Here is a 25,809-nt window from a genome sequence, read left to right as displayed (position 1 = left end):
TTTCGAAAGGGCTTTCATAGCATTCACTTAAAAACCTTTATAAACCTGATTTATAACCATTTCTAAATTCGAAAAACAATACATAATGAGCACATCAAACTATCCATCAGCCACCCCAACTCAAGAACCTAAAAAAGATTATAAGGGCTTGATCATCGCGTTACTGGCAGCAGGTCTGCTTGGAACCTGGGGTTATTTGTTATGGAACAATAACAAAAACGAACAAACAATTCAGCAAAAAGAAGCAACCATTGCACAGGTTACAGATGAAAAAACGGAGCTGCAGCGTAATTTTGATGCATCTCTCGCCCGGCTTGATTCAGTTACCGGTTTCAACAATCAACTTGAAGGTAAACTGACCGATAAAAACAGTGAAATTTCTAAACTGAAAACGCAGATTCGCAGCATTCTTAATAAAAGCAATGCGAGTGCTGCTGAATTGAAAAAAGCAAAATCACTGATTGCAGAAATGAATGAGAAAGTAGCTAACCTGGAACAGGAAGTTGCCCGTCTGACCGCTGAGAACACTCAGTTGAATACTGACCTCGGTTCAGAAAGACAAAAAACTACCCAGCTTAGCACGGATTTGGCAACCACCACTTCAGCCAAGCAGGAACTGGAGAAAACGGTAGACATCGCTTCTACGCTGAATGCATACAATATTGCAATCACTCCCATCAATGAGAAAAATAGCGGTAAAGAAAAAGTTACTACTTCCGCTAAGCGTGTAGACAAACTGGTTATCTCCTTTGATGTTGACAACCGTATTGCTCCCGCTGGAAGTGCAGAAGTTTATGTAGTTGTAATCGGACCTGATGGTAAGCCAGTATCTCAGGAAAGCCTGGGTTCAGGTAACTTTACAACCCGTGAAGATGGTGACAAACCTTTCACTGCAAAAGTTCCGGTTAAAATAGAAACAGGTAAGAAAACGCCAGTTGAGTTCGCATGGAAATCTACCAACGACTTCCAGCGTGGTAACTACAAAATTGAAATCTACCATAATGGTTTCAAAATTGGTGAAGGAACCCGCGAACTGAAAAAAGGTGGCCTGTTCGGTTAATATCTAATTATTACACCCAATAAAGCATGAAGATTACCGTCTGCCTTTGGCAGACGGTTTTTTTTTTACCCGTCGGGTGACACCCGGCGGGTAAAAAAAACCGCCTCAATGACTTGAGACGGCCAATTTGTTATAGAATTAAATTCGATTACCGGAAGGTATAACGGGCAGAGATACCGAAATTATCTCCACGAAAACTGCGGTATTTGTAACCATCTCCGTCGAATGGATCAACCACACCAATTGTTGGCCGAACGTCTGCAGAAAGGTTCAAGGGAATTTTTTCGAATTTGTAATCAATACCGCCGGTTGGAAACACGCCTAAACCAAATCCTTTCAGTCCATCATAATCCGAAAAAGAATTATAGGCAGTTAAACCACCACCAACATACCAACGAAGTCCGGGTACGGGCTTAATGGGAAAATGATGCTGGTATGCAGCACTGAAAGCTACCGTTACCCAATCAATTCCACCACCTTTGTATCCGCGGAATCCCAGGTTAAATTCCAATGCACCTGGTTCAGTAATATGGGTTTTGTAAGACCCGGAAATAAGATCGTAATAACCTCCGATTCTTCCTCCAATTGCACTTGTGTAACTACTCTGCGCATTTGCACTCATAATGCCAATTGCCATAGCAAAGGATAAAAGTACTTTTTTCATATCAGGGATTTTATTTGGGTGCAAATTACAACAAAGGATCTAAACAATATTCTGCTGCATTGAAATGTCTATGAACGGTTTGTATCAGCCCACCAACTGCTGCTATTCATGAATGTTAGATGTATCCATACCCTTGTGTTGTATACACCCAATTCTTATGTATTTACGGGCTAATTATAATATCGCACGTAAGGCTGCCCGTCCAATATGGATAACCCGGTTATCGCCCGGTTTACGGCCTTCATATTGAATATTCATCTCCAGGTTTTTTCCTAATCGTTTTGTTAAATCGAGCGACCATTGAAGATTCTTGCCGGGTTGAAGGCCGTCCAGCATGATATAACTCACCGTTGAGTTGGTTGGAAAGGGATATTTAATTGTGGTATAGGTAAACTTACCCTGCAAGGATGCATTTTGTAGCAAATTATATTTGACATCCGTATTTATTGCATGGGAATTCAATGTTTCAGAAACGCCCAGATCATTTCTTTTTTTCTGAAAACGGTAACCTCCGGTAATTCTGAAATTAGCGCCTTTGGTAAAGCTCAATTTTGGTTCCAGAGAATGTTGTTTTACTGCATAATTTCGATTGTCGAATTTTTCATTGCCGGTAGTTAAATCCGTTTCGCCGGTTTTGCCGATTAACTCCAATGTATAACGTTTGGCAATATTCATCCGGCTGCGTATACTCCATTCCTGCTGAGCGCGACTTTCCAATCCATAGGTTAGTAATATTTTTGCATTGTTTCTGATATTACTTATATCAAAACCCCATCGAGAACTGAAGCGGTTAAACGCCATACTATTAATCCACACACTGGTTAAACTGATCAGTGTACTATCTACCAGTTTGTTATTAAACGGATTAAACTGAATAGAACCATCCGCCAATTGTTTTCTGAATAATTGAAGGGAGGATTGCAGATTAAAACGGGTCAGTAATTTTTTCATTCCTTTTGAAGAAGCCGGATCCAGAACCGCTCTGGGATTTATCGCCATACTATAGTTAAAGCTATTGTAAGCAGCTTTTACAAATTCATTGGTTGGTGTGAATATGCGAATATATTGTGCCTGATCCTGAAACAATGCAATTTCAAATTCATTCAATTGTTGCACTCCATCATTATTGTAATCGAACCAGGCATATTCTCCCTGTCCGGCTGGTACTTCCAAAAATGCAAAATCCCGTTTCTGTTCCTGCCCTGCTCCTAATTCGTAGAGAATATTTCCAGTAACCAATCCTTTCCATTCATTGATCATATATTCAACACGGCCAAGCACGGTTTTATCTGATTCAGCATTCGTACTTGTTTTTTGAAAAACCTCTAAAGTACGGTAGGTGGCATTTACACGCAACTGATGTGCAGCACTCGACATCAATTCACCGGTTAGCGTGAAGTTCTGGCTTCGATCTGTACGCACCAGTCCTTTTCCAATTGGCAATTGATCACTGCGCGTGTAATAACTTAATCCCCATTTATTGGCTTTCTGTTCGTTTGATTTGAGGTAAACCTTTACAATATCAAAGGAAAAACTATAGGGTGTAATGGTATCAGTTGTTTTATTCCGGGCTTCATTGTGTTCCAGTTCATAGCTGAAACCAAGTGTATAATTGCGTAAACTTGAAAAATTTTTGGCAATATTAAAGGAGGGACGCAAAAAAAAGCCTTTATCCTGCAGGCTTGAAGATTGCGTATAATTGAATTGATTATTGAAGGTCCATCCTTTTACTATTTGCTGGTGAAGCAAACTATTTCTTGCTCCGTTGAACCCATCACTCCGATTGTATCCGGTGAACTGGTATCGTAATTTGCTGGAAGCTGCATTATTCAATTCCAATCCTGCTGCATACATGGTTTCATCAGCAGGTTGAACAAGAAGTGGCAATCCCCAATCGCGTGAAAATTCAACATTTCTCAAACGTTCCAGAGGTTTAAAACTTTTTTCTACCCATTCGAAGGAACCATCACCCTGTAAATTCAGTGTTTTATTTAGCTTCTCAATATGTTTAAACTGCAGGCGGCCGGCAAAGCCTTTATCATTTCCTTTCTGCCTGTTGGAATAGGTATTGATATCATAATTACTCATACCAATATCCGCACTGACCGTTGTCTTTCCACTTACCATATAGTCTGCACCGAAGGTTAGTACCTGTTGTTTTTTAGGGGTTACCAATAATGCTGCAGCTTCGTATCTTCCCTGTGGAATTCCATTTAATGGCTCCACCCAGCGAAATACTTTTCCATTTGCTGCATTCAGATCAGGAAGGTAGTTGCCTCTTCCCTGCCCAACGTCTACAAAACTTAAATTGAACCGGGCACTATCGGGATTGGTGGAATACATATAAATGGAATCAGGTACACCATTTACAAGCACTTCAATTTTTTTATACAAAATTTTCCCGGGAGAAAAAGTATCAATGGAAGCAACCGGGTAAAAAGCGGACTGCACACTGTCTCCAATTAATCCCAGAAATTGTTTCTGTTGCGGATCAAGGGTTTGATTAATTGGTGAATTCTTTGCATCGTTATTGGAAAAAGCAGCCATTCTTACCCGGAATCTTTTCCCAATATCCGTTTCATTGGATAAATAGAGATTGGTGTTCAGATAATTTCGGTCGGCATATTCAAACTCTACCTGTATCCTTCGATCCTTACTGATCATACGCCGGGGAGTGAAGGTAATTTCGGCTGTATTGTAATTGATTACATAATCGCGATCCTCTCCTCTTTGCAATAATTCACCATCCAGGTAAACCCGCTCAGTTCCCGCAAGCACTACAAAATATAATTCGTTATTGGAGCCGGTAAGACGATAAGGGCCCTGATTACCTTCCTGTCCATCAAATATATTTCTGGTAAATTTCCCTTTGGCTATGGAGCCGCTGAACATGGTTCTGTTGACTACATTATTACCGAAAGAACTGGTATTTTCAAATGCCCCACCCTGCAGTCGTTTATAAAAATTCAGAAAATAATTCCGGTTTTGCCGGATATCAATATCACCCAAACTCAGCTGCCATCCTTTCTTTTTGAATTGCAGAAAAATGCGGTCAAACTCATTGAGTTGTTGTGTGGTGCCGTCAGGTTGAATGGGGATATTATTATCTGTGATCGCTGCTGCAATTTCAATACTATCTCCCAAAAAGCCGTTGATCTGCAGGTTCAGATTAGAGGTTACCACGGCATCCTGGGCATTTCCGAAGGAAATACCCCTTCCAAAACTTCCACTGTAATTGATATTTCCGAAATTGAAAAACTCCTCCTCATTTCTACCGGGATTTCCCATGCTTCGAATAGTTTGCTGGGATACATAGGTGTTCAACAAACTATCAAAATTCAATTCCTGTTTCACTTTATTGAGGCGGGAGGAGAATGTTCTCCAGGTAACCAGCACGGAATCGAAAGGAGGTAAACTTTTGAATTCGATGGTAGCATTTAGCCAGTCCACCGTGTACAAACTATCGGAAATGCCGGTGATGCGAAAGGTTCCCGGCACAATAGTCATAGTATCCAGCTGCAGTTTTCCCTGTTTTACAGGTATCAGTGCCTTCCGTAAATTGGAAGATTTAAGTGGTTTCAGGGGTGAAGGTGCCTGTGCCAGGAGTAACTGTCCCCACAATACGATCATCAACAATATCAGCAGTTGTTTTCCCAATCGGCCCGGTTTCCACTTAAAGCGATAAAATTAACTGATTATTGCCCAATAATCCCCATGCAGCGCTCCTATTGCGATACTTGTCAATCTGGAATGAAAATCAACCATACCAACGCACTTACCATGCTGGTTCTTGCCGTACTTTCCATGAGCTCCTGCACCACACGCGATATCTTTCGCAGTCCTTATACCAATCAGCAAAACAGCTACCATGTTATACCTGTTTTATCCGATGAAAAGAAAACGGCCAACTACCTGACTGCCAGTGCTACACTGGGAGGTGCCAATGATTTTTTGACGGACGATCTTTATATTTTTCAGGGTAAATGGCATGTGAGTCATCAGTTTGGCTCCAATCTTCAAGGGTATTTTGGGTTGCATGGAAGCGCGGGGATTTATGATATTTCAAGTTCTGCCTACCATACGCTGGAATATGATCCGGTTACGGGTGAACCGATTGAATTTGATGGTCCAAAAGGTAACAAGTTTACGGGGTCATTCGGTTCCACAGCAGGACTTGCTTTGGTGGTTCCACTGGGAACCAGGGTGGAATGGCGGGTTATTGGGGTAGAATCCAGTTTCGGCCGCGAATTTGGCGATTATTATAAAGTCCGCCTGGCATTGCCCGACTCTGTAATTGATATCTCCGACCGGCGAAATACCCATCTTACGCTGGGAGGCTTTACTGAATGGGTTTTTAAGCCAAGGAACCCTGATATCCGGATTGGTTATCAGCTTGGGATTGGCTCCTCTCTGCACCGCCTAAGAAACGAAGTGGATAATTTTTACAATTTCACTCCTTTCTACATCAATAATACCTTTCATTTTACCGTACGGAGAACCACCGGAATAGTGAGATTTTCAGCCGGTAATTATTATGGCGCTGCACAAATGGGTATCAGTTACCGGCTTTAATTAAGCCGGAACCGATTCACCATACATTTCTGCTTTCAATTTTTTAACGCGCTCATCTTCCAGGTATTCATCAAAACTCATGAGGCGATCGATGATGCCATTTGGAGTAAGCTCGATGATTCGATTAGCCACCGTTTGCATGAAGGTATGGTCATGCGATGTAAGCAGAACGATTCCGGAAAAATTCTGACAGCCTTCGTTGAAGCTTTGAATACTTTCCAGATCAAGGTGATTGGTTGGCTGATCCAGCATGATGAGGTTGGGGTTTTGCAACATCATGCGACTCAACATACAGCGAACTTTTTCACCACCGCTCAGTACGTTTGTTTTTTTCATGATATCATCGCCGCTGAACAACATTTTACCAAGAAAACCACGCAGAAAAGGCTCATCCGCATCGGTTACATGCGCAGGAACATATTGACGGAGCCACTCAAGCAGAGACAATCCATTGGTGAAAAATTCATTGTTTTCTATCGGCAGATAAGCGCTGGTAATAGTAGTTCCCCATTCAAAACTTCCTTTATCTGCCTTGCGCAGATTATTGATAATCTCAAAAAAGGCAGTTACAGCCAGGGGATCTTTACTTAGAAACGCGATTTTATCGTTCTTGTTTACACTGAAACTTACATTGTCAAAAAGTACCCGACCATCTACGGATGCACTTAATTTCTCCACATTGAGAATCTGGTTTCCAACTTCACGAAGGGGCTGGAATATGATTCCCGGATAGCGACGGTTGGATGGTTCAATTTCTTCAATGGTAAGTTTTTCAAGGGCTTTTTTCCTGCTGGTAGCCTGTTTTGATTTGGATGCATTGGCACTGAATCGGGCAATGAAGTCCATCAGGGCTGCACGTTTCTCCTCTGTTTTCTTATTCTTATCATTTATCTGGCGGCTCATCAACTGAGAGCTTTCGTACCAGAAAGTATAGTTACCGGTAAAAATCTTGATTTTCTGACGATCCACATCCGCTACATGGGTACAAACTGCATCCAGAAAGTGACGATCGTGTGATACCACCAACACGATATTTTCATAATCTGCCAGAAAATTTTCCAGCCAGCTGATGGTTTCAATATCCAGTCCGTTGGTGGGCTCATCCAGCAGAAGAATATCCGGGTTTCCAAAAATAGCCTGGGCCAACAGCACCCGAACTTTCAGGTTACCAGGAATATCTTTTAAAAGGCTTTGGTGGAAGGTTTCCGGAACACCCAACTCACTTAACATACTACCGGCATCACTTTCGGCTGTATAACCGCCCATTTCTCCAAATTCACCTTCCAGTTCACCGGCGCGCATGCCATCTTCCTCAGAAAAATCCTCTTTTGCATAAATAGCATCCCGCTCCTGCATCACCTGCCACATTTTCTGATGCCCCATCAATACGGTATTCAGAACCGATACATCATCATAGGCAAAATGGTTTTGTTTCAATACGGCCATCCGTTCTCCCAGGGTAATTGTTACCGATCCCTTGCTGGGTTCAATTTCGCCCGACAGGATTTTCAGGAATGTTGATTTTCCTGCTCCGTTTGCTCCAATAACCCCATAACAATTCCCTTTATGGAAGTTGAGATTTACCTCATCAAACAATACGCGTTTACCAAACGATAGTGTAACATTATTAACTGAAATCATGTGTATAGCTCCTTTTCGAGGCGCAAAGGTAAGGAAAAACGGGGAAGGGTGATAGGTGATGGGTGAGAGTTTGCCATTCGTCGAATGCTGGCGGTTATTGGTCGAAAGAAATGCATAAACTAAGTGTAATGTTTAGATATTGCCTTGATTTTTATCAATGAAACCCATTAACCTGATATTTGCCAGTTCCGTACTATTGGGACTGATTGCCGTTCTACTGGTATGCACCTGCTTTCGGAATAAGCGGATTTGTTGCAGGTTACTGGCGACCTACTTTCTGGTATTTACATTTTTCTCTATATATAGTATTCTTATAGAAACAGGATGGATTATTAATTGGCCCTATTTAATTGGTCTTAATCTGCCACTGTATTTTTTTCCATCAGCACTTGGCTATTTATACGTCCGGTCAATTACAACCAGCCAGCCATTCAACCTTCGAACAGATTGGTGGCAATTCGCACCTGCCCTTGTTTGTCTGATTGATTTGCTACCCTTTTATCTGGTTGGAAGGGATGAAAAACAAGCCCAAATCAGCCAATTGTTAAATGGAGAAACTCATTCTCTCTATACAACGGGAAGCCTGACCAGCTTTGAATTTTATCTTCCTGCATTATTAATTTTAGGACTCTGGCATCTATTGGCCATATTCAGTTTGCTCACTCGTTTTAAATCAGCTCTTGACAGAAACCAGCAACTAATGAGCCGCCAGGCTATCTCCAAACCGAAAAGCTCAACCCTAGGCAATGCGATTCCGGTAAATTATTGTCTGGAAACGACCTCTCAGAAAGAATTATTTAAGTGGTTGGGAATTTTTACGGCATTGTACACCATCTTCTGGTTAACCAATAGTATTGATTTTATTAGTTCCGCAGAGTACAGGGAGAATTCCTTTGCTCCTTTCCGAAATATTGGAACCGCTGTCACGCTGATCTTATCCGTTGTATTATTTTTTCTGAATACAACACCCTATGTCCAGAATTCCCGAAATAATAAATGATTTGCAGCCTTACCTGATTAAACTCAGCTGAACATCTTATCCGGATCATACATCATCTCTGCCACTTATTAGAACTTAGACTCCTAAACAGATTGTATGGATAAGCATTTTTTTTTGAATGAATTCCCTGAATGGAAAGATAAAATTCAAGCGCTAAAAGCAACCGATGCGCATTTTAAAAGGCTCTATGACGAGTACAACGAAACAAACCATGCCGTTGAGAAAATTGAAAATGGTATCGAACCTGCTGACGACCAGCACCTCAATACACTTCGCCTGAAAAGGGTACAATTGAAAGATGAACTGTTTGAGAAAGTGAGCGGTGAGAAGTGAGTGGTGAGAAAGGCCTCGGACACCCGACGGGTGAAAAAAAGTCGCCTCCCAAATGAGAGGCGACCGAGTTTTGTTGGAAACTCTATAACTTATTTTTACCACTTTCTTCTCTCCCTCCTCCTCTTCCCCCTTTCCCTTCCTTCTCTACTCCGTCACCAATCCGGCACCGATATATTCCAGATTCAGGCGAGCAATATTGGTAATAGATATTTCTTTGGGACAAACAGCTTCACAGGCACCGGTATTGGTACAGGCACCAAAACCTTCGCGATCCATCTGTGCCACCATATTCAGCACCCGGCTTCTGCGTTCCGGTCCGCCTTGAGGAAGTAATGCCAGGTGAGAAACTTTTGCAGAGAGGAACAACATCGCCGAACTGTTTTTACAGGCCGCCACACAGGCTCCGCAACCAATACAGGCCGCAGCAGCAAATGCTGCATCAGCTTTATCTTTTTCAATCGGCATTGCATTCGCGTCTACCGCATTTCCGGTATTCACAGAAATATATCCACCTGCCTGTACGATCCGATCAAAAGAAGTACGATCCACTACCAGGTCTTTCACCACCGGAAATGAGTTGGCCCTCCAGGGTTCTACCACTATGGTATCGCCATCCTTATAAGCCCTCATATGCAACTGGCAGGTAGTATTCGCCTGCCATGGCCCATGCGGTTTTCCATTGATATACATGGAACACATTCCACAGATACCTTCCCTGCAATCATGGTCAAACGCGATCGGCTCTTTTCCTTCACGGATCAGTTCCTCGTTTAACACATCGAACATTTCCAGAAAAGACATCTCGGAAGAAATATTTTTTACCTGATAGGTTTCGAATCTTCCTTTGTCCTGGCTATTCTTTTGTCTCCACACCTTCAGGGTGAGGTTCATGTTATAATGCTCCATATCAACTATGGTTGGTTAGTTAATTATTCCAATTATTTGTAAGAACGTTGAGTTGGCTTGGCCACTTCAAAGATCAATTCTTCCTTGTGCAGGTTCCAGTTATGCTCTCCGGCATATTCCCAGGCTGCTACGTAGGAAAAATTAGCATCATCCCGAAGTGCTTCCCCTTCTTCTGTCTGGCTTTCCTCACGGAAATGACCGCCGCAACTTTCTTTTCTGTTTAATGCATCTATACACATCAATTCACCCAGTTCAATAAAGTCAGCTACCCGGTTGGCCTTATCCAGTTCCGGATTCATTTCTTTAATAGAGCCGGGAATACGAACATCTGACCAGAATTCTTTTTTCAACTGACGGATTTCTTCAATTGCCTGCTTCAATCCCTCTTCACTTCTTGCCATACCACATTTATCCCACATGATTTTACCCAGACGTTTATGGAAACTTTCAACTGTCTGACTGCCTTTAATAGACATCAGCTGCTGAATACGATCCGCCACTTCTTTTTCTGCTTGCACAAATGCCGGATGATCTGTTGGTATATTGGATACCCGGATTTCATCAGCGAGGTAATTACCAATTGTATAAGGGATTACAAAATATCCGTCAGCAAGTCCCTGCATCAATGCGGAGGCACCAAGCCGGTTGGCTCCATGATCGGAGAAATTCGCTTCACCCAGCGCGTACAGTCCCTGTACGGAGGTCATTAGTTCATAATCCACCCAGAGTCCACCCATGGTATAGTGAACAGCCGGATAAATCCGCATCGGAATTTCATAGGGGTTTTCACCGGTAATCTTTTCATACATATCGAAAAGGTTACCATATTTTTCTTTCACTACTTCTTTTCCAAGCTGGGTAATCAACTCAGGAGTTGCACCCTGAATATTTCGTTTGTTTACTTCGCCTTTTCCGTATCGTTGAATTGCATCTGCATAATCAAGGTACACAGCCTGGCGGGATGAGCCTACGCCATATCCGGCATCACAACGCTCTTTGGCAGCCCTTGATGCCACATCACGCGGAACAAGGTTACCAAATGCGGGGTATCTTCTTTCCAGGTAATAATCACGCTCCTCTTCCGGAATTTCATTGGCGCGACGGGTATCATTTTGTTTTTTCGGTACCCAGATCCGGCCATCGTTCCGTAGTGATTCAGACATCAGGGTCAGTTTACTCTGATGATCTCCACTTACCGGAATACAGGTGGGGTGAATCTGCGTAAAGCAGGGATTTCCAAAATGTGCGCCTTTTCTATGTGCTTTCCAGGCTGCAGTAACATTGCTACCCATCGCATTAGTGGAAAGATAAAATACGTTGCCATAGCCACCGGAACATAACAGTACCGCATGACCGAAATGACGTTCCAGTTCACCGGTTACCAGATTGCGAACAATAACACCACGTGCCTTCCCGTCAATAACCACCACATCCAGCATTTCATGCCGGTTGTGCATCTCCACATTACCCAATGCGATCTGGCGTTCAAGTGATTGATATGCACCAATCAGCAACTGCTGACCGGTTTGTCCGGCTGCATAAAAAGTACGCTGCACCTGTGTTCCACCGAAAGAACGGTTGGACAACAAACCGCCATACTCGCGGGCGAAGGGAACCCCCTGCGCCACACACTGATCGATAATGCTTGCACTCACTTCTGCCAGGCGGTGAACATTCGATTCACGTGCCCGGTAATCACCTCCTTTGATGGTATCATAGAATAGGCGAAAAACGGAGTCCCCGTCGTTCTGGTAATTTTTTGCGGCATTGATACCACCCTGTGCGGCAATACTGTGTGCTCTTCGCGGAGAATCCTGAAAACAGAAAGCTTTCACTTTGTATCCCAGTTCACCCAGAGAAGAGGCAGCAGAAGCACCCGCCAATCCGGTTCCAATAATGATCACTTCCAGCTTTCTTTTATTAGCCGGATTCACCAGTTTACAGTGTCCTTTAAACTCTGTCCATTTCTGATCTAAAGGCCCAGCAGGAATTTTTGAGTTGAGCATATATCGACAATTAGATAAGTTAGTCCTTGAAATTAAACGGCAATTTTAACCCGCCGCTTTTTTGTTGATTGTTTTTCTCACCTTTCACCTTTCACCTTTCACCTTTCACCTTTCACCTTCTATCCGACCCACCCAAAATACATCGCTACCGGCATCAGCGCAAACAGAACCGGTACCAGAATGGAGAACGCATAGCCCAATGTAATCAACAGGGAATTGTATTTATTGTTGTGCACACCTACCGTACGGAAAGCACTTTGAAACCCATGAGCCAGGTGGTATCCTAATGAAATACATCCCAGCACATATAAAACGATTACCCAGCCCTGTGTAAAAACGGCTTTCATTTCACTGAACATGTCGTGCATTTCTACTCCGTTATAGGTAACAGGGGCGAGGGTATGCGTGATCCTCGCCTTAACCCAGAAATGGGCAATATGAATGATAAGAAAAAGAAGAATGATGGTACCCAGTAATCCCATGGAGCGGCTATACCATTTACTTCCCTTATTACCCATACTAACTGCATAACCAACAGAGCGGGCACTTCGATTTTTGGCCTCCAACAGATAGCCTTGCACAATGTGCAGGATAATTCCGGCAAATAAGCCAACTTCCAGAATTCTGATCACCACGGTTGAACCCATGAAATGGGCTGCCTTATTGAACATGGCACCGTTTTCATTGGGATCAAACAGATCTGCAAAAATGCAGGCATTGATACCGACGTGTATAATAAGAAAGGAAATCAGGAATAAACCGGTGAGACCCATTACGAATTTCTTGCCAACCGAGGAGGTGAAGAATTCAGACCATTGCATACGGCACTAGTGTTTATGATTTGTGCAAATTTAGCCATTGAAGGCTTCCCTTTAACAATTCTGTTAAGATTTTATTGTGGGAAATGCTTGTATTACAAACAATTATAAGATAAAAAAAAGCGGTCCGCCATAGGCAGACCGCGATAAATAAGCAATTGGTTGGTCGAACATTACCACTTGTCAACCTCTTCATCTGCAGCTGCAGATGGCGGCACACTGGCTCCATTGTCAGAAACAGGGGCAACGGCAGCAACAACTGCAACCGCTTCCTGTTCAACATTGTCAAGGGTTTCCCCTTCTTCCAGGTTGTCGTGGTTATAAGCATCAAAATCAAAATCCGGCATCAGATCAGTCTTAACATAATCAACTGCCTCTGTCAATGCCTTTAGAAACTTATTAAAATCTTCTTTATACAAAAAAATCTTATGACGATCATACCCATTATCATCGAACTTCTTACGACTTTCAGTAATGGTAAGATAATAGTCATTACTCCGGGTAGCTCTCACATCAAAGAAATAGGTTCTTCTTTTACCAGCTCTGATGCGCTTACTGTAAACGCTCTCCATCTTTTTGTCATTATTCTCGTACGCCACAGTTATTGTTTTTTTGCAGTTAAAAATTATGCTCGCGTATAATGTAGGAGCAAATATAGGGTTGTTTGTGAATTAGCAAAATTTTAGAAAACATTTGTGCAACACTAAGTGTTTACCTGTATCCTTTAAACCAGTGCTTCATCTTCATTTTCTTCCTGCTGGTGTTCATATAAATATTGGTAATATTCGCTGGTTTTTAGCAAATCTTCATGGGTTCCGATATCCGTTATACGACCATTTTCCATGACAATTATTTTATCAAAAGAAAACAGGGAAAAAATCCGATGGGTGATGATAATGGAGGTTTTATTTTCCAGAAATCCAGCCAGATTGGCAATGATGGTTTTTTCCGTTTTGGCATCTACGGCACTCAAACAGTCATCCAGAATTATGATGGGTGCATCCTTCAAAAGTGCGCGCGCAATACTTATTCGTTGTTTCTGACCTCCGCTCAAGGTTACTCCCCGCTCTCCTATCACCATATCATATTGCTGGCTGAAGCCCATGATTTCCTGATGAATGCTGGCAGCTTTGGCAGCATTTTCAATAGATTGCTGGTTCGTTTCTTTTAACCCAAACCCGATATTATTCCGGATCGTATCACTGAACAGAAAAACATCCTGCGGTACATAACTAACCTGCTCCCGCAGATAGTTTAAATCAATGTTTTTGATATTGATATGCTCCAGTTCAATGCTTCCCGAATTGGTATCAAATATCCGAAGCAATAATTGAGCAAGCGTTGTTTTTCCACTGCCGGTGCGGCCAATAATGGCTACTTTTTCGCCTTGTCTGATTTCCAGATTCAGGTTGCTGATCGCTTTTATACCAGTATGTGCGTAGGTGAAATCGATCTGATTAAAAAGAATATTTCCTTTTATTTCCGGCCGCTGCGGATTTACCGGCTGTCTGATTTCAGGAACCGTATCCAAAAATTCATTAATCCGCTTTTGGGATGCAGCTGCCCGCTGGATCATGCTTGCCGTCCAGCCGATTGCACTCACCGGAAAAGTGAGAATATTGATATACATCACGAATTCTGCCAGCATTCCTGTTGTAACATTGGAGCCGGGCTGCATCGCATAAATGCCTCCTATCAGGATTGTTAGCAAAGTCGAAATCCCAATCATCAAGGCCATGGTAGGAAAATAAATCGCTTCCATTTTTGCCAGCCCAATGGTGTTTTTTCTGTATTCCTCACTGTTTTCTTCAAAATAAGCCTGCTGCGATTTTTCCTGAACAAAGGATTTGATTACCCGAATCCCGGAAAAAGATTCCTGTGCAGTGGTTGTAAGTTTGGATAAGAGCGCCTGAATGCGCTCACTTCTCCTGTGAATATTTGTATTTACCAGATAAATGGTGATTGCCAGCAAAGGCAGCGGAGACAATACCAGCAGCGTTAATTTGGGATTGGCCTGCAACATATAAACCAGACAAAAAGTAATGGTAAAAGCCAGGTTTACAAAATACATGATAGCCGGACCGGTATACATTCTCACCCGGCTGACATCTTCCGTAATGCGATTCATCAGGTCACCGGTTCGGTTCTTTTTGTAAAAACTCAGATCCAATTGCTGATAATGCCGGTAGATCGCATTTTTCTGATCAAACTCAATATGGCGGCTCATAACAATGATGGTTTGCCGCATCAGGAAAAGGAAAAAGCCGCTTAGGATAGCCGTTCCAAGTAAAACCAACCCACATACAATTACCAGTTTGCTAAAACTGAGTTTCCTGGTAAACTCGACCAGTTCATATACCAGCCAATCGTAAGTGGTAACCTTCCCTCCATTATAACCCGGCAATTTTTGTTCCACTGCATCTATTACAAAACGGGTAATCTGAGGTGCCAGAATCCGAAAATAGTTAGACAGTATTATAAACAATATCCCAAGGAAAAATCGCCACCGATACTTCCACAGGAATTGATTCAGACTTTTTAAATGTTTCATGAAGGGGCAAAATTAGGGGGAAAAAGGAGACAAAGGCGACAAAGGAGAAAAGGGAGGCTGACTGACGTAATCACCCGACGGGTGCAATAATTAAGCAAAATTCAGGAGGGAAAAGTCGGCAGGGTTTGGGAAATTGCCGGATGATTCAACTGATTAAATGTAGCAAAGCCCTTCTTACGGGTGTCATTTTATGCCTGCTGACTTCCGATGCAGCGGCACAAACCATTACCACCCACGATCGAATTACCGTAGTTACAGACCCATCCCAGGGTATCAAATCTTACCTGGGTTGGGGTAAATTCCCCACCACTTCCACCCCCATCAGAAAAATCAAACTGGTGGTGAAATTTGGCTGCCCGGATACCCTCCGTTGTGCCGATTGGGATTATATGGACCAGATTCTGATACGTCGCAAGGGCGGACAAAATGAAAAAGACCTGAGCTATGAAATCGGACGCATGCTCACCCCTTACGGTGGGGCTTTTGCCAAACAATGGAATTTTGAATGGGAAACTGATCTCACCGATTTCAGCCTCCTGCTCAGAGACAGTGTAGAGGTTGAATACCGCCACGCCGGTTATGAACCCAACAATGACCGTGGCTGGAAAATCACTGTTCAATTTGAAATAACGCCCGGCCCGCCGGCACTTCCTCCCATTGCCATTCACCGGATTTATGATGGTCATTATGCTTATGGTGATTCCAGTAAGCCAATAGAAGCTTCCCTGAAGCCGGTGTCGATTACCTCCTCCCCTAAAACCAGAAACGGTCGCTTTCTGGTTTACCAAACGGGTCATGGTATGGACCCTGCAGGTTGTGGTGAATTTTGCAGCCGGTATCGCGCTATCTATTTTAATAATACCCTCATCGACAAGCGCGATATCTGGCAAAAATGTGGTGATAACCCACTGTATCCGCAGGCTGGTACCTGGGTCATCGACCGAGCTTACTGGTGCCCGGGAGAATTAAAACATACCGATAAATACGATCTCACTGTACTGCCTAACCGAAAACTGGAACTGGATATCAATATGGAGCCCTATCAATCGACAAAGCCAAGTGCAACTGAAGTTATTTCAGCCTATCTGGTTGAATATGGTGCTTACAGAAGTTCCCATGATGTTGCAATGGAAGATATTCTTGTACCATCCAAGAAAGACATCCACTCAAGAATTAATCCGGCGGGAACCAATCCGGTTATTTCCTTTCGAAACCTTGGCGGACAAGTACTTCGCAGCCTCACAATATTTTATGGGACCAAAGGAAAAACCCAAAGCACCTTCCAATGGAAAGGAGAACTTAAACCCGGACAAACTGCCATTGTAAGTCTTCCGGGAATTATTGAATCTTCTAATGGTGAAAATGAGTTCCAGGTTGCACTTAAAAATCCGAATGGGAAAAAGGATGGATATCAGCCGGATAATACCCTGAACAGCCAATTCCGTCCTGTACCCAAACACGGTCCTAATTTGGTATTCCAATTTAAAACCAACAGGCAACCGGAACATAATTCCTATACCATCCGCAATGCCAAAAACGAAGCAGTGCTGGAACGTAAAACGGGTACCCTTAAAGCAGACAGCCTTTATCAGGAAAAATTGCAACTCCCTGCCGGGATGTATTCACTACAGGTTCGGGATACCGCAGGAGACGGATTGGAATTCTGGTTTAACAGAAGAGGCGGTCGCGGTTATACCAGACTGTTAGATGACCAGCGCAGGATGCTGCATCATTTCGAATCTGATTTCGGCACAAGTCTGTTTTATGCATTTGAAGTAGTTGAAGACTCAACACAGCATCAACCAAATCAGGATCAGCCTTCTGTAGGTTTGTATCCCACTATGAGTGCGGGACCAACCACGCTGGATTATTTCAGCAATACGGCTGAAAAAGTTACCGTTCGCCTCATCAGTGATCCCGGAAACCAATTGGTGGAAGAACATATATATGAAAACCTGAAAGAAGGTATTTTCCAATATGATATGAGTTATCTGCCAGCCCAGCGTTATTATGTTCAGGTATGGGTAAAAGGAAAAATGGTATTTAATAAACGATTACGCATTGTTTTCCGACAATAAGCAGAAAAGACCTTACGACCAATGGAAATTAGTCGTAAATTCTGCCCTAATTAATTCACCAACAACTCAACGAACATGCAATCGCAACGCAGACAGTTTCTCAAGTTAATGGGTGGCCTGGCTATCGGCGCAACCGGAGTGGCCTGTATGGATAATTCGTCCGACAAAAAAACGGACGATAAATCAACCGCCACAGCAGAAGCAAACAAACAATTATTCTTTGAAATCTCCCTTGCTCAATGGTCGCTTCATAAAACGCTGTTTGAGAAAAAAATGGATAACCTTGATTTTGCCGCCAAAGCAAGAAAAGATTTTGGAATTGGAGTAGTTGAGTATGTTAACCAGTTCTTCAAGGACAAAGCCAAGGATACCAATTACCTCAACGAAATGCTGAAGCGTTGCAGTGATAATGAGGTGAAAAATCACCTCATTATGATTGATGGCGAAGGCGATATCGGCCATAAAGTGGAAGCAGAAAGAATCAAAGCAGTAGAAAATCATTACAAGTGGGTAGATGCTGCCAAACATCTGGGTTGTGCTACCATCCGGGTAAATGCAGCGGGCCAGGGAACTGCAGAAGAAATTGCGAAAACTGCAGCAGATGGGTTAACACGTCTAGGAGAATATGCAGAGAAAGTAGGTATCAATGTAATTGTTGAAAATCATGGCGGTTATTCTTCCAATGGTGCCTGGCTGGCTGGCGTAATGAAAGCAGTAAACAAATCAAATGTAGGAACCCTGCCTGATTTTGGAAATTTCTGTATCAAGCGCGAAGAAGGAAACTGGCGCAATTGCCTGGATGCCTATGATCGCTATCAGGGTACAACTGAACTGATGCCCTTTGCAAAAGGTGTAAGTGCCAAATCACACGATTTTGACGAACAGGGAAATGAAAAAGAAACCGACTATACCAAAATGCTGCAGATCGTAAAAGCAGCTGGTTTCAAAGGATATATCGGAATTGAATACGAAGGGGAAGTGCTAAGTGAGGATGAAGGTATCCGTAAAACAAAAGCCCTGCTTGAAAAAGCAGGAGCTTCACTGGCATAAAATTTAGCAGGGAGGATGGTTATTGCCATCCTCCTCCTAATGCTCTGTATAAATTTACTTTAGCCTGCATCATTTTCAGGCGGGTTTCCACCAATTCCAATTCTGCATCCAATACTCCTTTCTGTGCTGTGATCACTTCCAGATAATTGGCATATCCTCCCACATATAAATCTCTGGCTGTTTGAACGGCCGTTGATAACACATTAAATTCTTTCTCTTTCAGGTAAAACTGCTGAGTCAGATTTGACCAGTTATTCATTTGGGTACTTACTTCATTATATGCCCTGACCAATGATTTTTGGTATCTGGCAAAAGCGGACAATTGTTCTGCGGTAGCTATCCGGAAGTCAGCTTTTAACTGCCGACGATTTAATAATGGTCCGGTTAATCCACCTACTACCCCCAATGCCAGCGATTCTGCACTGAACCATTTGGCTGCATTATAGGAATGTAATCCAATCATTGGTTGTAACGTTAAAGCAGGCATAAATGCAGCGCGGATGGCATCTATATCCGCTTTGCTTGCCTCCAGTTCATAAGTGGCTTCCAATACATCCGGACGATGAAAAAGCACATCGGATGGAAATCCAACCGGTAAAGGAGCGGGATGAATGTTCTGAAAAGCAAATTTTGTTCTTTTAATAGGAGCATCAAACTGATTGGAAAGAAAATTCAATTCATTTTCAATCGACAGAATTTGCTGCTTCATAACCCATTCGAGTGATTGGGTTCGGTACAGCTGCGCTTCAAACTGTTGTACTGCCAATTCTGTTGCACGCCCCCCCTCCTTCTGAATTTTAACTACCTCAAGTGCTCGCTGCTGGAGTGCAATATTATTTTTAACGATATCCAGTTCAATATCAACTGCCCCTAATTCATAATAGAGGGAAGCTACCTGAGCCACCAATTGTGTAGTGATAAATTTCCGGCCATTTTCGGCAGCCATCAATCGGGCTACAGCTGCTTTCTTTTGTGATTTCAATTTTCCCCAGAGATCAATTTCCCACTGGCTTCGGATACCAACAAACAGGTCAGGAACCGGATTTGGCACTTTCTGATCCTCTTTCAGGTTGGGAGATAAATTCATATCATAATTACCTACCCCGTTCATGGTATATTCTCCAAAACGATCCAGTCCGCCAGTTACTACACCCTGAATGGATGGCAAAAATGCGGCCCTTCGCTGAAAAACCTGCTGGTTCATGATTTCTACGCGCTGCAAAGCAATCAACTGATCCGGATTATTTTTTAGAACCGTATCAATCAGGTTCTGCAAAAGTGAATCAGAATAAAATATATCCCAATGAAAACTTCCGGCAGAAGTACTGTCCATAACAGATGCGGAGGTATCCGATTTTGGCAGAAATTCAGCCGGCATTTGTTTCTCTTCAGGAAGTGATGGCGGTGCGGCAACCCTACAGGCAGCCATTACTACCGCAGCAATTATCATTAATCCCGGTAAGTTAAAACTACATTTATGCATCACCGTCAATTGTTTCGTTTTCAATAGTTGTTTTCTTTACCGGTGCTTTCAGCAGGGAAGCAAAAAGCACATATAGTCCGGGTATTACCAATACTCCAAACAGGGTACCAATCAGCATACCACCTGCTGCAGCCGTACCAATGGAACGGTTCCCCATGGCTCCTGCACCGGAAGCAAGGCAAAGTGGTAACAGGCCCGCAATAAAAGCGAAGGATGTCATCAGAATGGGACGTAATCTCGAAGCGGCACCTTCAACTGCGGCATTCAATACAGACCGACCTTCAGACCTGCGTTGAATCGCAAACTCTACAATCAGGATGGCATTTTTACCCAATAATCCAATCAGCATAACCAATGCAACCTGTGCATAGATATTATTTTCCAATCCCAATACCCAGAGTCCGAAAAATGCGCCGAAAATACCTGCCGGCAAGGATAATAATACCGGTAGCGGCAACAGGAAACTTTCGTATTGTGCCGCCAGCAGCAGGTAAACAAAGACCAGACAGATAAGGAAAATATACACCGCCTGATTACCGGAAAGAATTTGCTCTCTGGTCATACCACTCCATTCATAGCTGAATCCACGTGGCAGGTCTGCAGCAGCTGCTTCAATTTCCTTAATAGCATCACCACTACTGAACCCTGGTTTGGAATCTCCTGTTACCATGGCTGAAGTATACATGTTGTAACGGGTCAACTGTTCTGGCCCATATACTCTTTCCAATTGAACAAAAGTGGAATAGGCCACCATTTCCCCTTTATCATTTTTCACATAGAGATGGAGGATATCTTCCGGATTTTTGCGGTATTGCGGATATGCCTGCACCATCACTTTATACATCTGTCCAAAGCGGATAAAGTTGGTTGCATAAAAACTACCCAACAAGGTTTGCAGGGTGCTCATCGCATTATCAACAGTAACCCCTTTCTTGGCAGCCATTTCATAATCGATATGTAACATATACTGCGGGAAACTTGGATCGAAACTGGTAAATGCACCACTGATCACCGGAGATTGTTCGAGACGTTCAATCAGTTCATTGGTAATAGCAGCGGTTTGAGCCAGATTTCCTGTTCCGGTTTTATCCAGCACCCTGAATTCAAATCCACTTGCATTTCCGAAACCGGGAACGGTTGGTGGTGGAAAGAATTCAATCTGTGCATCCTTGATATGTTTTGTTTTTGCAATCAGTTCATCCATCATATCCTGTACAGATTCCTTTCTTTCTTCCCAGGGTTTTAGATTGATCATTCCCATCCCATAGGAAGCACCCGCCACATCATTCATCAGACTGAATCCGGCAAGAGTTGCAATATTCTCTACAGGTTCGAGTCCATTAGCCACTTTCTGAATTTCATCCAGCACTTTTTCTGTACGTTCAACAGTTGCACCCGGAGGAGTGGTTACATTCACATAAATCATTCCCTGATCTTCTGTTGGAATAAATCCGGAAGGCAGCACTTTAATGATTCCAAAAGTCAATACACAAAAGAGCAAAAAAAGCGAGAAAGTCAATACTCTTTTACCAGCAATTTTATGAATCAGCCGGGCATACCAACGCTCTGTTTTGTCGTAATTTTTATTAAATCCGGCGAAGAATCTTCCCAATAGATTTCTGCTTTTCACCTCATCATGACGCATCATCAAAGCACATAATGCAGGCGTAAGCGTAAGTGCATTGATTCCGGAAATCACAATGGCAATGGCGAGTGTAATGGAGAACTGGCGATAAAATACACCCACCGGTCCACTTAAAAATGCAACCGGAATAAATACCGCTGACATTACGAGCGTAATGGCAAGAATGGCACCGGTAATTTCTTTCATTGCCTTGATTGTTGCTTCCAGGGGAGGTAAATGATCCTGCGACATTTTCACATGCACGGCTTCCACCACCACAATGGCATTATCCACTACAATACCAATGGCCAATACCAGGGCAAACAGTGTCAAGAGGTTAATGGAGAACCCGAGCATCTGCATAAACGCCAGCGTACCAATCAGTGCAACCGGAACTGCCAGCGCGGGTATGAGGGTAGATCTGAAATCCTGCAGGAAGATAAATACCACAATAAATACCAGAATAAAAGCTTCAAGCAGGGTTTTCAATACTTCATTAATGGAGGCATCCAGGAATCGGGATACATCATAGGAAATATTGTATTCCATTCCCGGAGGAAAACTGGTTTCTTTAAGCTCTGCCATCCGGTCCTTTACAGCCTGGATTACATCACGGGCATTGGAACCCGGACGTTGTTTCAGCATAATGGAAGCAGCGGGGCGACCATCTGTTTTAGATACCATACTATAGGTCATGGCACCAAATTCCACATCGGCAACTTCTTTCAATCGCAGCAGCGTACCATCTTCTTTCGCACGGATAACTACTTCTTCATATTGTTTGGGTTCGAAAAACTTCCCGGTATAACGCAATACATATTGAAGTGGCTGGGTTTGTTTTCCGGAGCTCTCCCCTACTTTACCCGGTGCTGCTTCAATATTCTGATTCCGCAATGCCTGTACCACTTCATCTGCAGACACATTATAGGCCAGCATCCGATCGGGCTTCAGCCAAACCCGCATAGAGTATTCTTTTTGCCCCATGATTTCGGCAAAACCAACACCATCAATCCGCTTTAACTCCTGCAGGATATTGATATCAGCAAAATTGTAAATAAAATCTTCATCAGCCGCCTGATCGGTACTCATCAGGTTGAGATAAAGTAACATACTGTTTACTTCCTTTTCAGTTGTAACACCTGCTTTGATAACTTCTTCCGGCAATTCATCCAGAATAGTTGTTACACGGTTTTGTACGTTAACCGCTGCCAGGTCAGGATCCGTTCCAACCTCGAAATAAACCTGAATTAGGGTGTTGCCATTATTACTGGAAACGGAAGACATATAAGTCATGCCCGGCACACCATTGATAGCACGTTCCAACGGAGTAGCAACTGCTTTGGCACATACTTCCGCATTGGCACCTGTGTATTTGGCACTAACCACTACAGATGGCGGTACAATATCAGGAAACTGAGTTACCGGCAAACTAAACAATGCCAATAAACCCAGAAGTGTAATGAGCAGGGAAATTACCAGCGACAATACCGGGCGCCGGATAAATAATTCTACCATTGATTTAGCTTAATTTGATAGCACGGAAGTGAAAAGTGGATTGATGGTCATGCCGTCGCGCAGGTCCTGGATACCTTCGTAAACAATGGTATCACCTGCATCCAATCCGGATGCGACAATATAATATTGTGCTACCCGCCTGGCTGGCATAAACGGTTTTTGCCGGATGATTTTGTTCTGATCCATTACATACACAAAATGTTTATCCTGAATTTCAAACACCGCTTTCTGCGGAACCATTACAATATTATTGGCACTGTTGCTGAGTCGAACCCGACCGGATGCTCCGTGTTTCAGCAGGCGGTTAGGATTCGGAAATACAGCCCGAAACGCAATAGAGCCGGTACTTTCGTCAAACTCCCCTTCAATAGTTTCAATTTTCCCTTTGTATTGATAGGGTGTTCCATCTGCCAATACAAGATTCACTGTTTCTGTTTCTGTCAATGATTCTTTTGCACCCCTTGTTAATTGCAGGTATTCGATTTCTGATACATTGAAATAGGCATAAACCGAACGATTATCAGAAATAGTCGTGAGCAGGGTGCCGGCATCTATCAGACTTCCCCTTTTTAGTGGAATCCGATTCACAATTCCATCAAAGGGAGCTTTGATAGCCGTATAAGACAATTGAAGATTGGCCAGATCATGTGCTGATAACGCTTCTTTAACTTTAGCCTGTGCAGCCATCAATCTTGCCTCAGCCAGTTTGAGCTCTGATGCCGCCACCACATTTTTATCGGTCAGTGTTTTTACTCTTGCCACTTCCAATTCTGCAACGTGTGCTTCGGCATGAGCATTGGAAAGTTGTGCTTCGGTTTTCGCTACCGCATTGGTATACTCCGATACATTGATTAGAAACAGTGGCTGGCCCCTTCTTACAAACTGGCCCTCATCAACCATGATTTGCTCTAGAAATCCATCCACTTTTGCGCGGATTTCCACATTTTGAACCGCCTGAATATCTGCTACATACCCGGTGTAAAGGGTTGTATCCGAATGAGCCAGTTTAACTACCGGAATCTGATCCGGTTCCTTATTCGCCACTTTCTTTTCAGAAGCGCGACAACCAATAAATACAAAAGCAATGCCCCACGCAGCTGCACGGAATTGTCCAGTCATGTCGTTAAATTAAAATGATCACTAAAAAAATACCTGCTTCACAAAATGGCAGTGATCATCAAAATGGCTTTAATCGGAAGAGGAACCCAACGAAATCGGGTTTAACAGAAAAATCGTCCGGTTGATGTAGCGGAAAGGCTATGCGGACAGGAATAAATTTAATAAATATATCAAGGCCTCCGACAGACGGAGCCAGATTTGTCATGCGAATGGTAACGGTCCGGATGGCTTCCGGAATCCAATTTCCAAATTCAAATCGTAATGCTGAAAATGTAATTTCACCCACTAATCCATCGGCATCATCCTCCACAATAGAATAGTTCGTGGACTGGTTAAAAACCCCTTCATTGGATTTTTTGCCCGCAAATGATCCCGCCAGCGGCAGAATCAAAAGAAGGCATAAGCCAAAAAATTCCCTTAACCCTTGTTGTAAAGGTAGTCTCATTATCGGTTCTGGGGTTTTGTTGAATCGTTTCAAAGTTAAACCCGACTACCCATTAAAAATCTTAATGAAGATGAAAAATTCCTTAAAATTTTCTAAAGAAATTTAGTTACACATTGTTTTACAATTTGTTCTAATGCATTCCACTTAGGCAACCAATTATTTCTTCTTACTGAAAAACCAGCCAAGAAAATCAGGTTCTGCAAATGAATTATCCCAGCTATTGTGATTGACTCCCGGGTATTCCTGGTACAGTACAGCCGCTTTAAGCTCTTTCAATCTCGTAACCATATCCCGCGAAAGCTGCACATTTACAACCGCATCGGCAGCACCATGAAAAATTCGAAACGGCACTTTGGCGGTTTGTTTGGAATACATAGCTGGATTACCACCACCACAAATGGGAGCAGCCGCTGCAAACAATTTTGGTTCGCGAAAAACAGCTTCAAATGTTCCCATGCCTCCCATGGATAATCCGGTGATATATATGCGCTTTTTATTAACACTGCCACCTTCCAACAACTGATGGGTAAGCTCCAATGCAGCATTCAGAGGTCCGGATGCAACACCTGAATAATCAAATTTGATTTCATATGGAGTAACATTCCTGTTAACATTTGCTTTGGCCCAGTAGCTATTTTGCGGACATTGGGGAAAAACTACAATTGCCGGAAATTTTGTTCTGTTGGAATCCGCTAAAAACAGTTTTCCGCCATGGGTCAATTGACTCTCATTATTATTCCCTCTTTCACCTGCCCCATGCAGTACAAGTATCAGTGGATATTTTTTACCGGCATCATAATTCAACGGATATAAAATCCGGTATGGTAGTGTATCACCACGGGAACTAATAAAAGTTTTTTTCTCATACAGAGAAAGATCCTGAGCGGGTAAACTAGTAACAAAAAAATGAAGGGCAATAAAAAAGAGGAGGAATCGCATCGTTT

General features: G+C 42.9%; 19 protein-coding genes. 6 read left to right on the top strand and 13 right to left on the bottom strand.

Annotation, left to right across the window (positions count from 1 at the left end):
* Positions 1-85 precede the first annotated feature (85 nt).
* Positions 86-1,060, top strand: a complete 975-nt coding sequence (locus B2746_RS11720; RefSeq protein WP_290793882.1) for a hypothetical protein — start codon at positions 86-88, stop codon at positions 1,058-1,060.
* Positions 1,061-1,208: 148 nt separating this feature from the next.
* Here B2746_RS11720 and B2746_RS11715 read toward each other — a convergent pair whose 3' ends face one another.
* Positions 1,209-1,724, bottom strand: a complete 516-nt coding sequence (locus tag B2746_RS11715; protein ID WP_290793878.1) for a hypothetical protein — start codon at positions 1,722-1,724, stop codon at positions 1,209-1,211.
* Between the two features lie 174 nt (positions 1,725-1,898).
* Positions 1,899-5,381 (bottom strand): hypothetical protein, encoded by a 3,483-nt coding sequence (locus tag B2746_RS11710; RefSeq protein ID WP_290793876.1) that lies wholly within the window; start codon positions 5,379-5,381, stop codon positions 1,899-1,901.
* A 93-nt stretch (positions 5,382-5,474) separates the two neighbouring features.
* Between B2746_RS11710 and B2746_RS11705 the strand changes: the two genes are divergently transcribed.
* Entirely contained in the window at positions 5,475-6,296 is an 822-nt protein-coding gene (locus B2746_RS11705; protein ID WP_290793873.1) for a hypothetical protein, read from the top strand.
* Here the strand turns inward: B2746_RS11705 and B2746_RS11700 are convergent, their stop codons facing one another.
* Complete coding sequence (locus tag B2746_RS11700; protein WP_290793870.1) at positions 6,297-7,937, bottom strand: ABC-F family ATP-binding cassette domain-containing protein; 1,641 nt, start codon at positions 7,935-7,937, stop codon at positions 6,297-6,299. It abuts the gene before it with no gap.
* Positions 7,938-8,094: 157 nt separating this feature from the next.
* Here B2746_RS11700 and B2746_RS11695 point away from each other — a divergent pair, with 157 nt between their 5' ends.
* Positions 8,095-8,937, top strand: a complete 843-nt coding sequence (locus B2746_RS11695; RefSeq protein ID WP_290793867.1) for a hypothetical protein — start codon at positions 8,095-8,097, stop codon at positions 8,935-8,937.
* A 96-nt stretch (positions 8,938-9,033) separates the two neighbouring features.
* Entirely contained in the window at positions 9,034-9,270 is a 237-nt protein-coding gene (locus B2746_RS11690; protein ID WP_290793864.1) for a YdcH family protein, read from the top strand.
* Positions 9,271-9,414: 144 nt separating this feature from the next.
* Here B2746_RS11690 and B2746_RS11685 read toward each other — a convergent pair whose 3' ends face one another.
* The 5 genes from B2746_RS11685 to B2746_RS11665 form a co-directional block, all read right to left on the bottom strand.
* A complete protein-coding gene (locus B2746_RS11685; RefSeq protein WP_290793861.1) occupies positions 9,415-10,176 on the bottom strand; it encodes a succinate dehydrogenase/fumarate reductase iron-sulfur subunit in 762 nt (253 codons plus the stop codon).
* 32 nt (positions 10,177-10,208) lie between these two features.
* Positions 10,209-12,182 (bottom strand): fumarate reductase/succinate dehydrogenase flavoprotein subunit, encoded by a 1,974-nt coding sequence (locus B2746_RS11680; protein WP_290793858.1) that lies wholly within the window; start codon positions 12,180-12,182, stop codon positions 10,209-10,211.
* 119 nt (positions 12,183-12,301) lie between these two features.
* On the bottom strand, positions 12,302-13,003 hold the full coding sequence (locus tag B2746_RS11675) for a succinate dehydrogenase cytochrome b subunit (RefSeq protein WP_290793855.1): 702 nt from the start codon (positions 13,001-13,003) through the stop codon (positions 12,302-12,304).
* Positions 13,004-13,173: 170 nt separating this feature from the next.
* Positions 13,174-13,599, bottom strand: coding sequence for a DUF3276 family protein (locus B2746_RS11670; protein WP_290793852.1), 426 nt, complete (start codon positions 13,597-13,599; stop codon positions 13,174-13,176).
* A 125-nt stretch (positions 13,600-13,724) separates the two neighbouring features.
* Positions 13,725-15,551: an ABC transporter ATP-binding protein gene (locus B2746_RS11665; protein WP_290793851.1), complete on the bottom strand. Its 1,827-nt coding sequence runs from the start codon at positions 15,549-15,551 to the stop codon at positions 13,725-13,727.
* A gap of 140 nt (positions 15,552-15,691) precedes the next feature.
* Here B2746_RS11665 and B2746_RS11660 point away from each other — a divergent pair, with 140 nt between their 5' ends.
* Both B2746_RS11660 and B2746_RS11655 read left to right on the top strand, forming a co-directional pair.
* Positions 15,692-17,629, top strand: coding sequence for a peptide-N-glycosidase F-related protein (locus B2746_RS11660; RefSeq protein WP_290793848.1), 1,938 nt, complete (start codon positions 15,692-15,694; stop codon positions 17,627-17,629).
* A gap of 75 nt (positions 17,630-17,704) precedes the next feature.
* A complete protein-coding gene (locus B2746_RS11655) occupies positions 17,705-18,679 on the top strand; it encodes a sugar phosphate isomerase/epimerase family protein (protein WP_290793846.1) in 975 nt (324 codons plus the stop codon).
* Positions 18,680-18,698: 19 nt separating this feature from the next.
* Here the strand turns inward: B2746_RS11655 and B2746_RS11650 are convergent, their stop codons facing one another.
* From B2746_RS11650 to B2746_RS11630, 5 genes are all read right to left on the bottom strand, one after another.
* A complete protein-coding gene (locus tag B2746_RS11650) occupies positions 18,699-20,129 on the bottom strand; it encodes a TolC family protein (RefSeq protein WP_290793844.1) in 1,431 nt (476 codons plus the stop codon).
* Positions 20,130-20,154: 25 nt separating this feature from the next.
* Positions 20,155-23,301 carry an efflux RND transporter permease subunit gene (locus B2746_RS11645; RefSeq protein ID WP_290793842.1) on the bottom strand — a complete coding sequence of 1,049 codons (3,147 nt, stop codon included), beginning with the start codon at positions 23,299-23,301 and terminating at the stop codon, positions 20,155-20,157.
* A 9-nt stretch (positions 23,302-23,310) separates the two neighbouring features.
* The gene (locus B2746_RS11640; RefSeq protein WP_290793840.1) at positions 23,311-24,420 is read right to left on the bottom strand and encodes an efflux RND transporter periplasmic adaptor subunit; all 1,110 of its coding nucleotides are present in this window, start codon (positions 24,418-24,420) and stop codon (positions 23,311-23,313) included.
* Between the two features lie 58 nt (positions 24,421-24,478).
* A complete protein-coding gene (locus tag B2746_RS11635; protein ID WP_290793838.1) occupies positions 24,479-24,865 on the bottom strand; it encodes a hypothetical protein in 387 nt (128 codons plus the stop codon).
* 156 nt (positions 24,866-25,021) lie between these two features.
* Positions 25,022-25,804 carry an alpha/beta hydrolase-fold protein gene (locus B2746_RS11630; RefSeq protein ID WP_290793836.1) on the bottom strand — a complete coding sequence of 261 codons (783 nt, stop codon included), beginning with the start codon at positions 25,802-25,804 and terminating at the stop codon, positions 25,022-25,024.
* Positions 25,805-25,809: the final 5 nt, after the last annotated feature.

Origin of the sequence: Flavihumibacter sp. UBA7668 (genome assembly GCF_002483205.1) — a bacterium.
In the GTDB taxonomy this organism is placed as follows: domain Bacteria; phylum Bacteroidota; class Bacteroidia; order Chitinophagales; family Chitinophagaceae; genus Flavihumibacter.
Note: the sequence above shows the minus strand (reverse complement) of the source record. Positions and strands in the feature narration are given on the sequence as shown.

Bases quoted from the DNA above. Each gene is read 5' to 3' on its own strand.
- B2746_RS11720 (WP_290793882.1), top strand. From the start codon at position 86: ATGAGCACATCAAACTATCCATCAGCCACCCCAACTCAAGAACCTAAA.
- B2746_RS11715 (WP_290793878.1), bottom strand. From the start codon at position 1,724: ATGAAAAAAGTACTTTTATCCTTTGCTATGGCAATTGGCATTATGAGT.
- B2746_RS11705 (WP_290793873.1), top strand. From the start codon at position 5,475: ATGAAAATCAACCATACCAACGCACTTACCATGCTGGTTCTTGCCGTA.
- B2746_RS11700 (WP_290793870.1), bottom strand. From the start codon at position 7,937: ATGATTTCAGTTAATAATGTTACACTATCGTTTGGTAAACGCGTATTG.
- B2746_RS11695 (WP_290793867.1), top strand. From the start codon at position 8,095: ATGAAACCCATTAACCTGATATTTGCCAGTTCCGTACTATTGGGACTG.
- B2746_RS11690 (WP_290793864.1), top strand. From the start codon at position 9,034: ATGGATAAGCATTTTTTTTTGAATGAATTCCCTGAATGGAAAGATAAA.
- B2746_RS11685 (WP_290793861.1), bottom strand. From the start codon at position 10,176: ATGGAGCATTATAACATGAACCTCACCCTGAAGGTGTGGAGACAAAAG.
- B2746_RS11680 (WP_290793858.1), bottom strand. From the start codon at position 12,182: ATGCTCAACTCAAAAATTCCTGCTGGGCCTTTAGATCAGAAATGGACA.
- B2746_RS11675 (WP_290793855.1), bottom strand. From the start codon at position 13,003: ATGCAATGGTCTGAATTCTTCACCTCCTCGGTTGGCAAGAAATTCGTA.
- B2746_RS11665 (WP_290793851.1), bottom strand. From the start codon at position 15,551: ATGAAACATTTAAAAAGTCTGAATCAATTCCTGTGGAAGTATCGGTGG.
- B2746_RS11660 (WP_290793848.1), top strand. From the start codon at position 15,692: ATGATTCAACTGATTAAATGTAGCAAAGCCCTTCTTACGGGTGTCATT.
- B2746_RS11655 (WP_290793846.1), top strand. From the start codon at position 17,705: ATGCAATCGCAACGCAGACAGTTTCTCAAGTTAATGGGTGGCCTGGCT.
- B2746_RS11650 (WP_290793844.1), bottom strand. From the start codon at position 20,129: ATGATAATTGCTGCGGTAGTAATGGCTGCCTGTAGGGTTGCCGCACCG.
- B2746_RS11645 (WP_290793842.1), bottom strand. From the start codon at position 23,301: ATGGTAGAATTATTTATCCGGCGCCCGGTATTGTCGCTGGTAATTTCC.
- B2746_RS11640 (WP_290793840.1), bottom strand. From the start codon at position 24,420: ATGACTGGACAATTCCGTGCAGCTGCGTGGGGCATTGCTTTTGTATTT.
- B2746_RS11635 (WP_290793838.1), bottom strand. From the start codon at position 24,865: ATGAGACTACCTTTACAACAAGGGTTAAGGGAATTTTTTGGCTTATGC.
- B2746_RS11630 (WP_290793836.1), bottom strand. From the start codon at position 25,804: ATGCGATTCCTCCTCTTTTTTATTGCCCTTCATTTTTTTGTTACTAGT.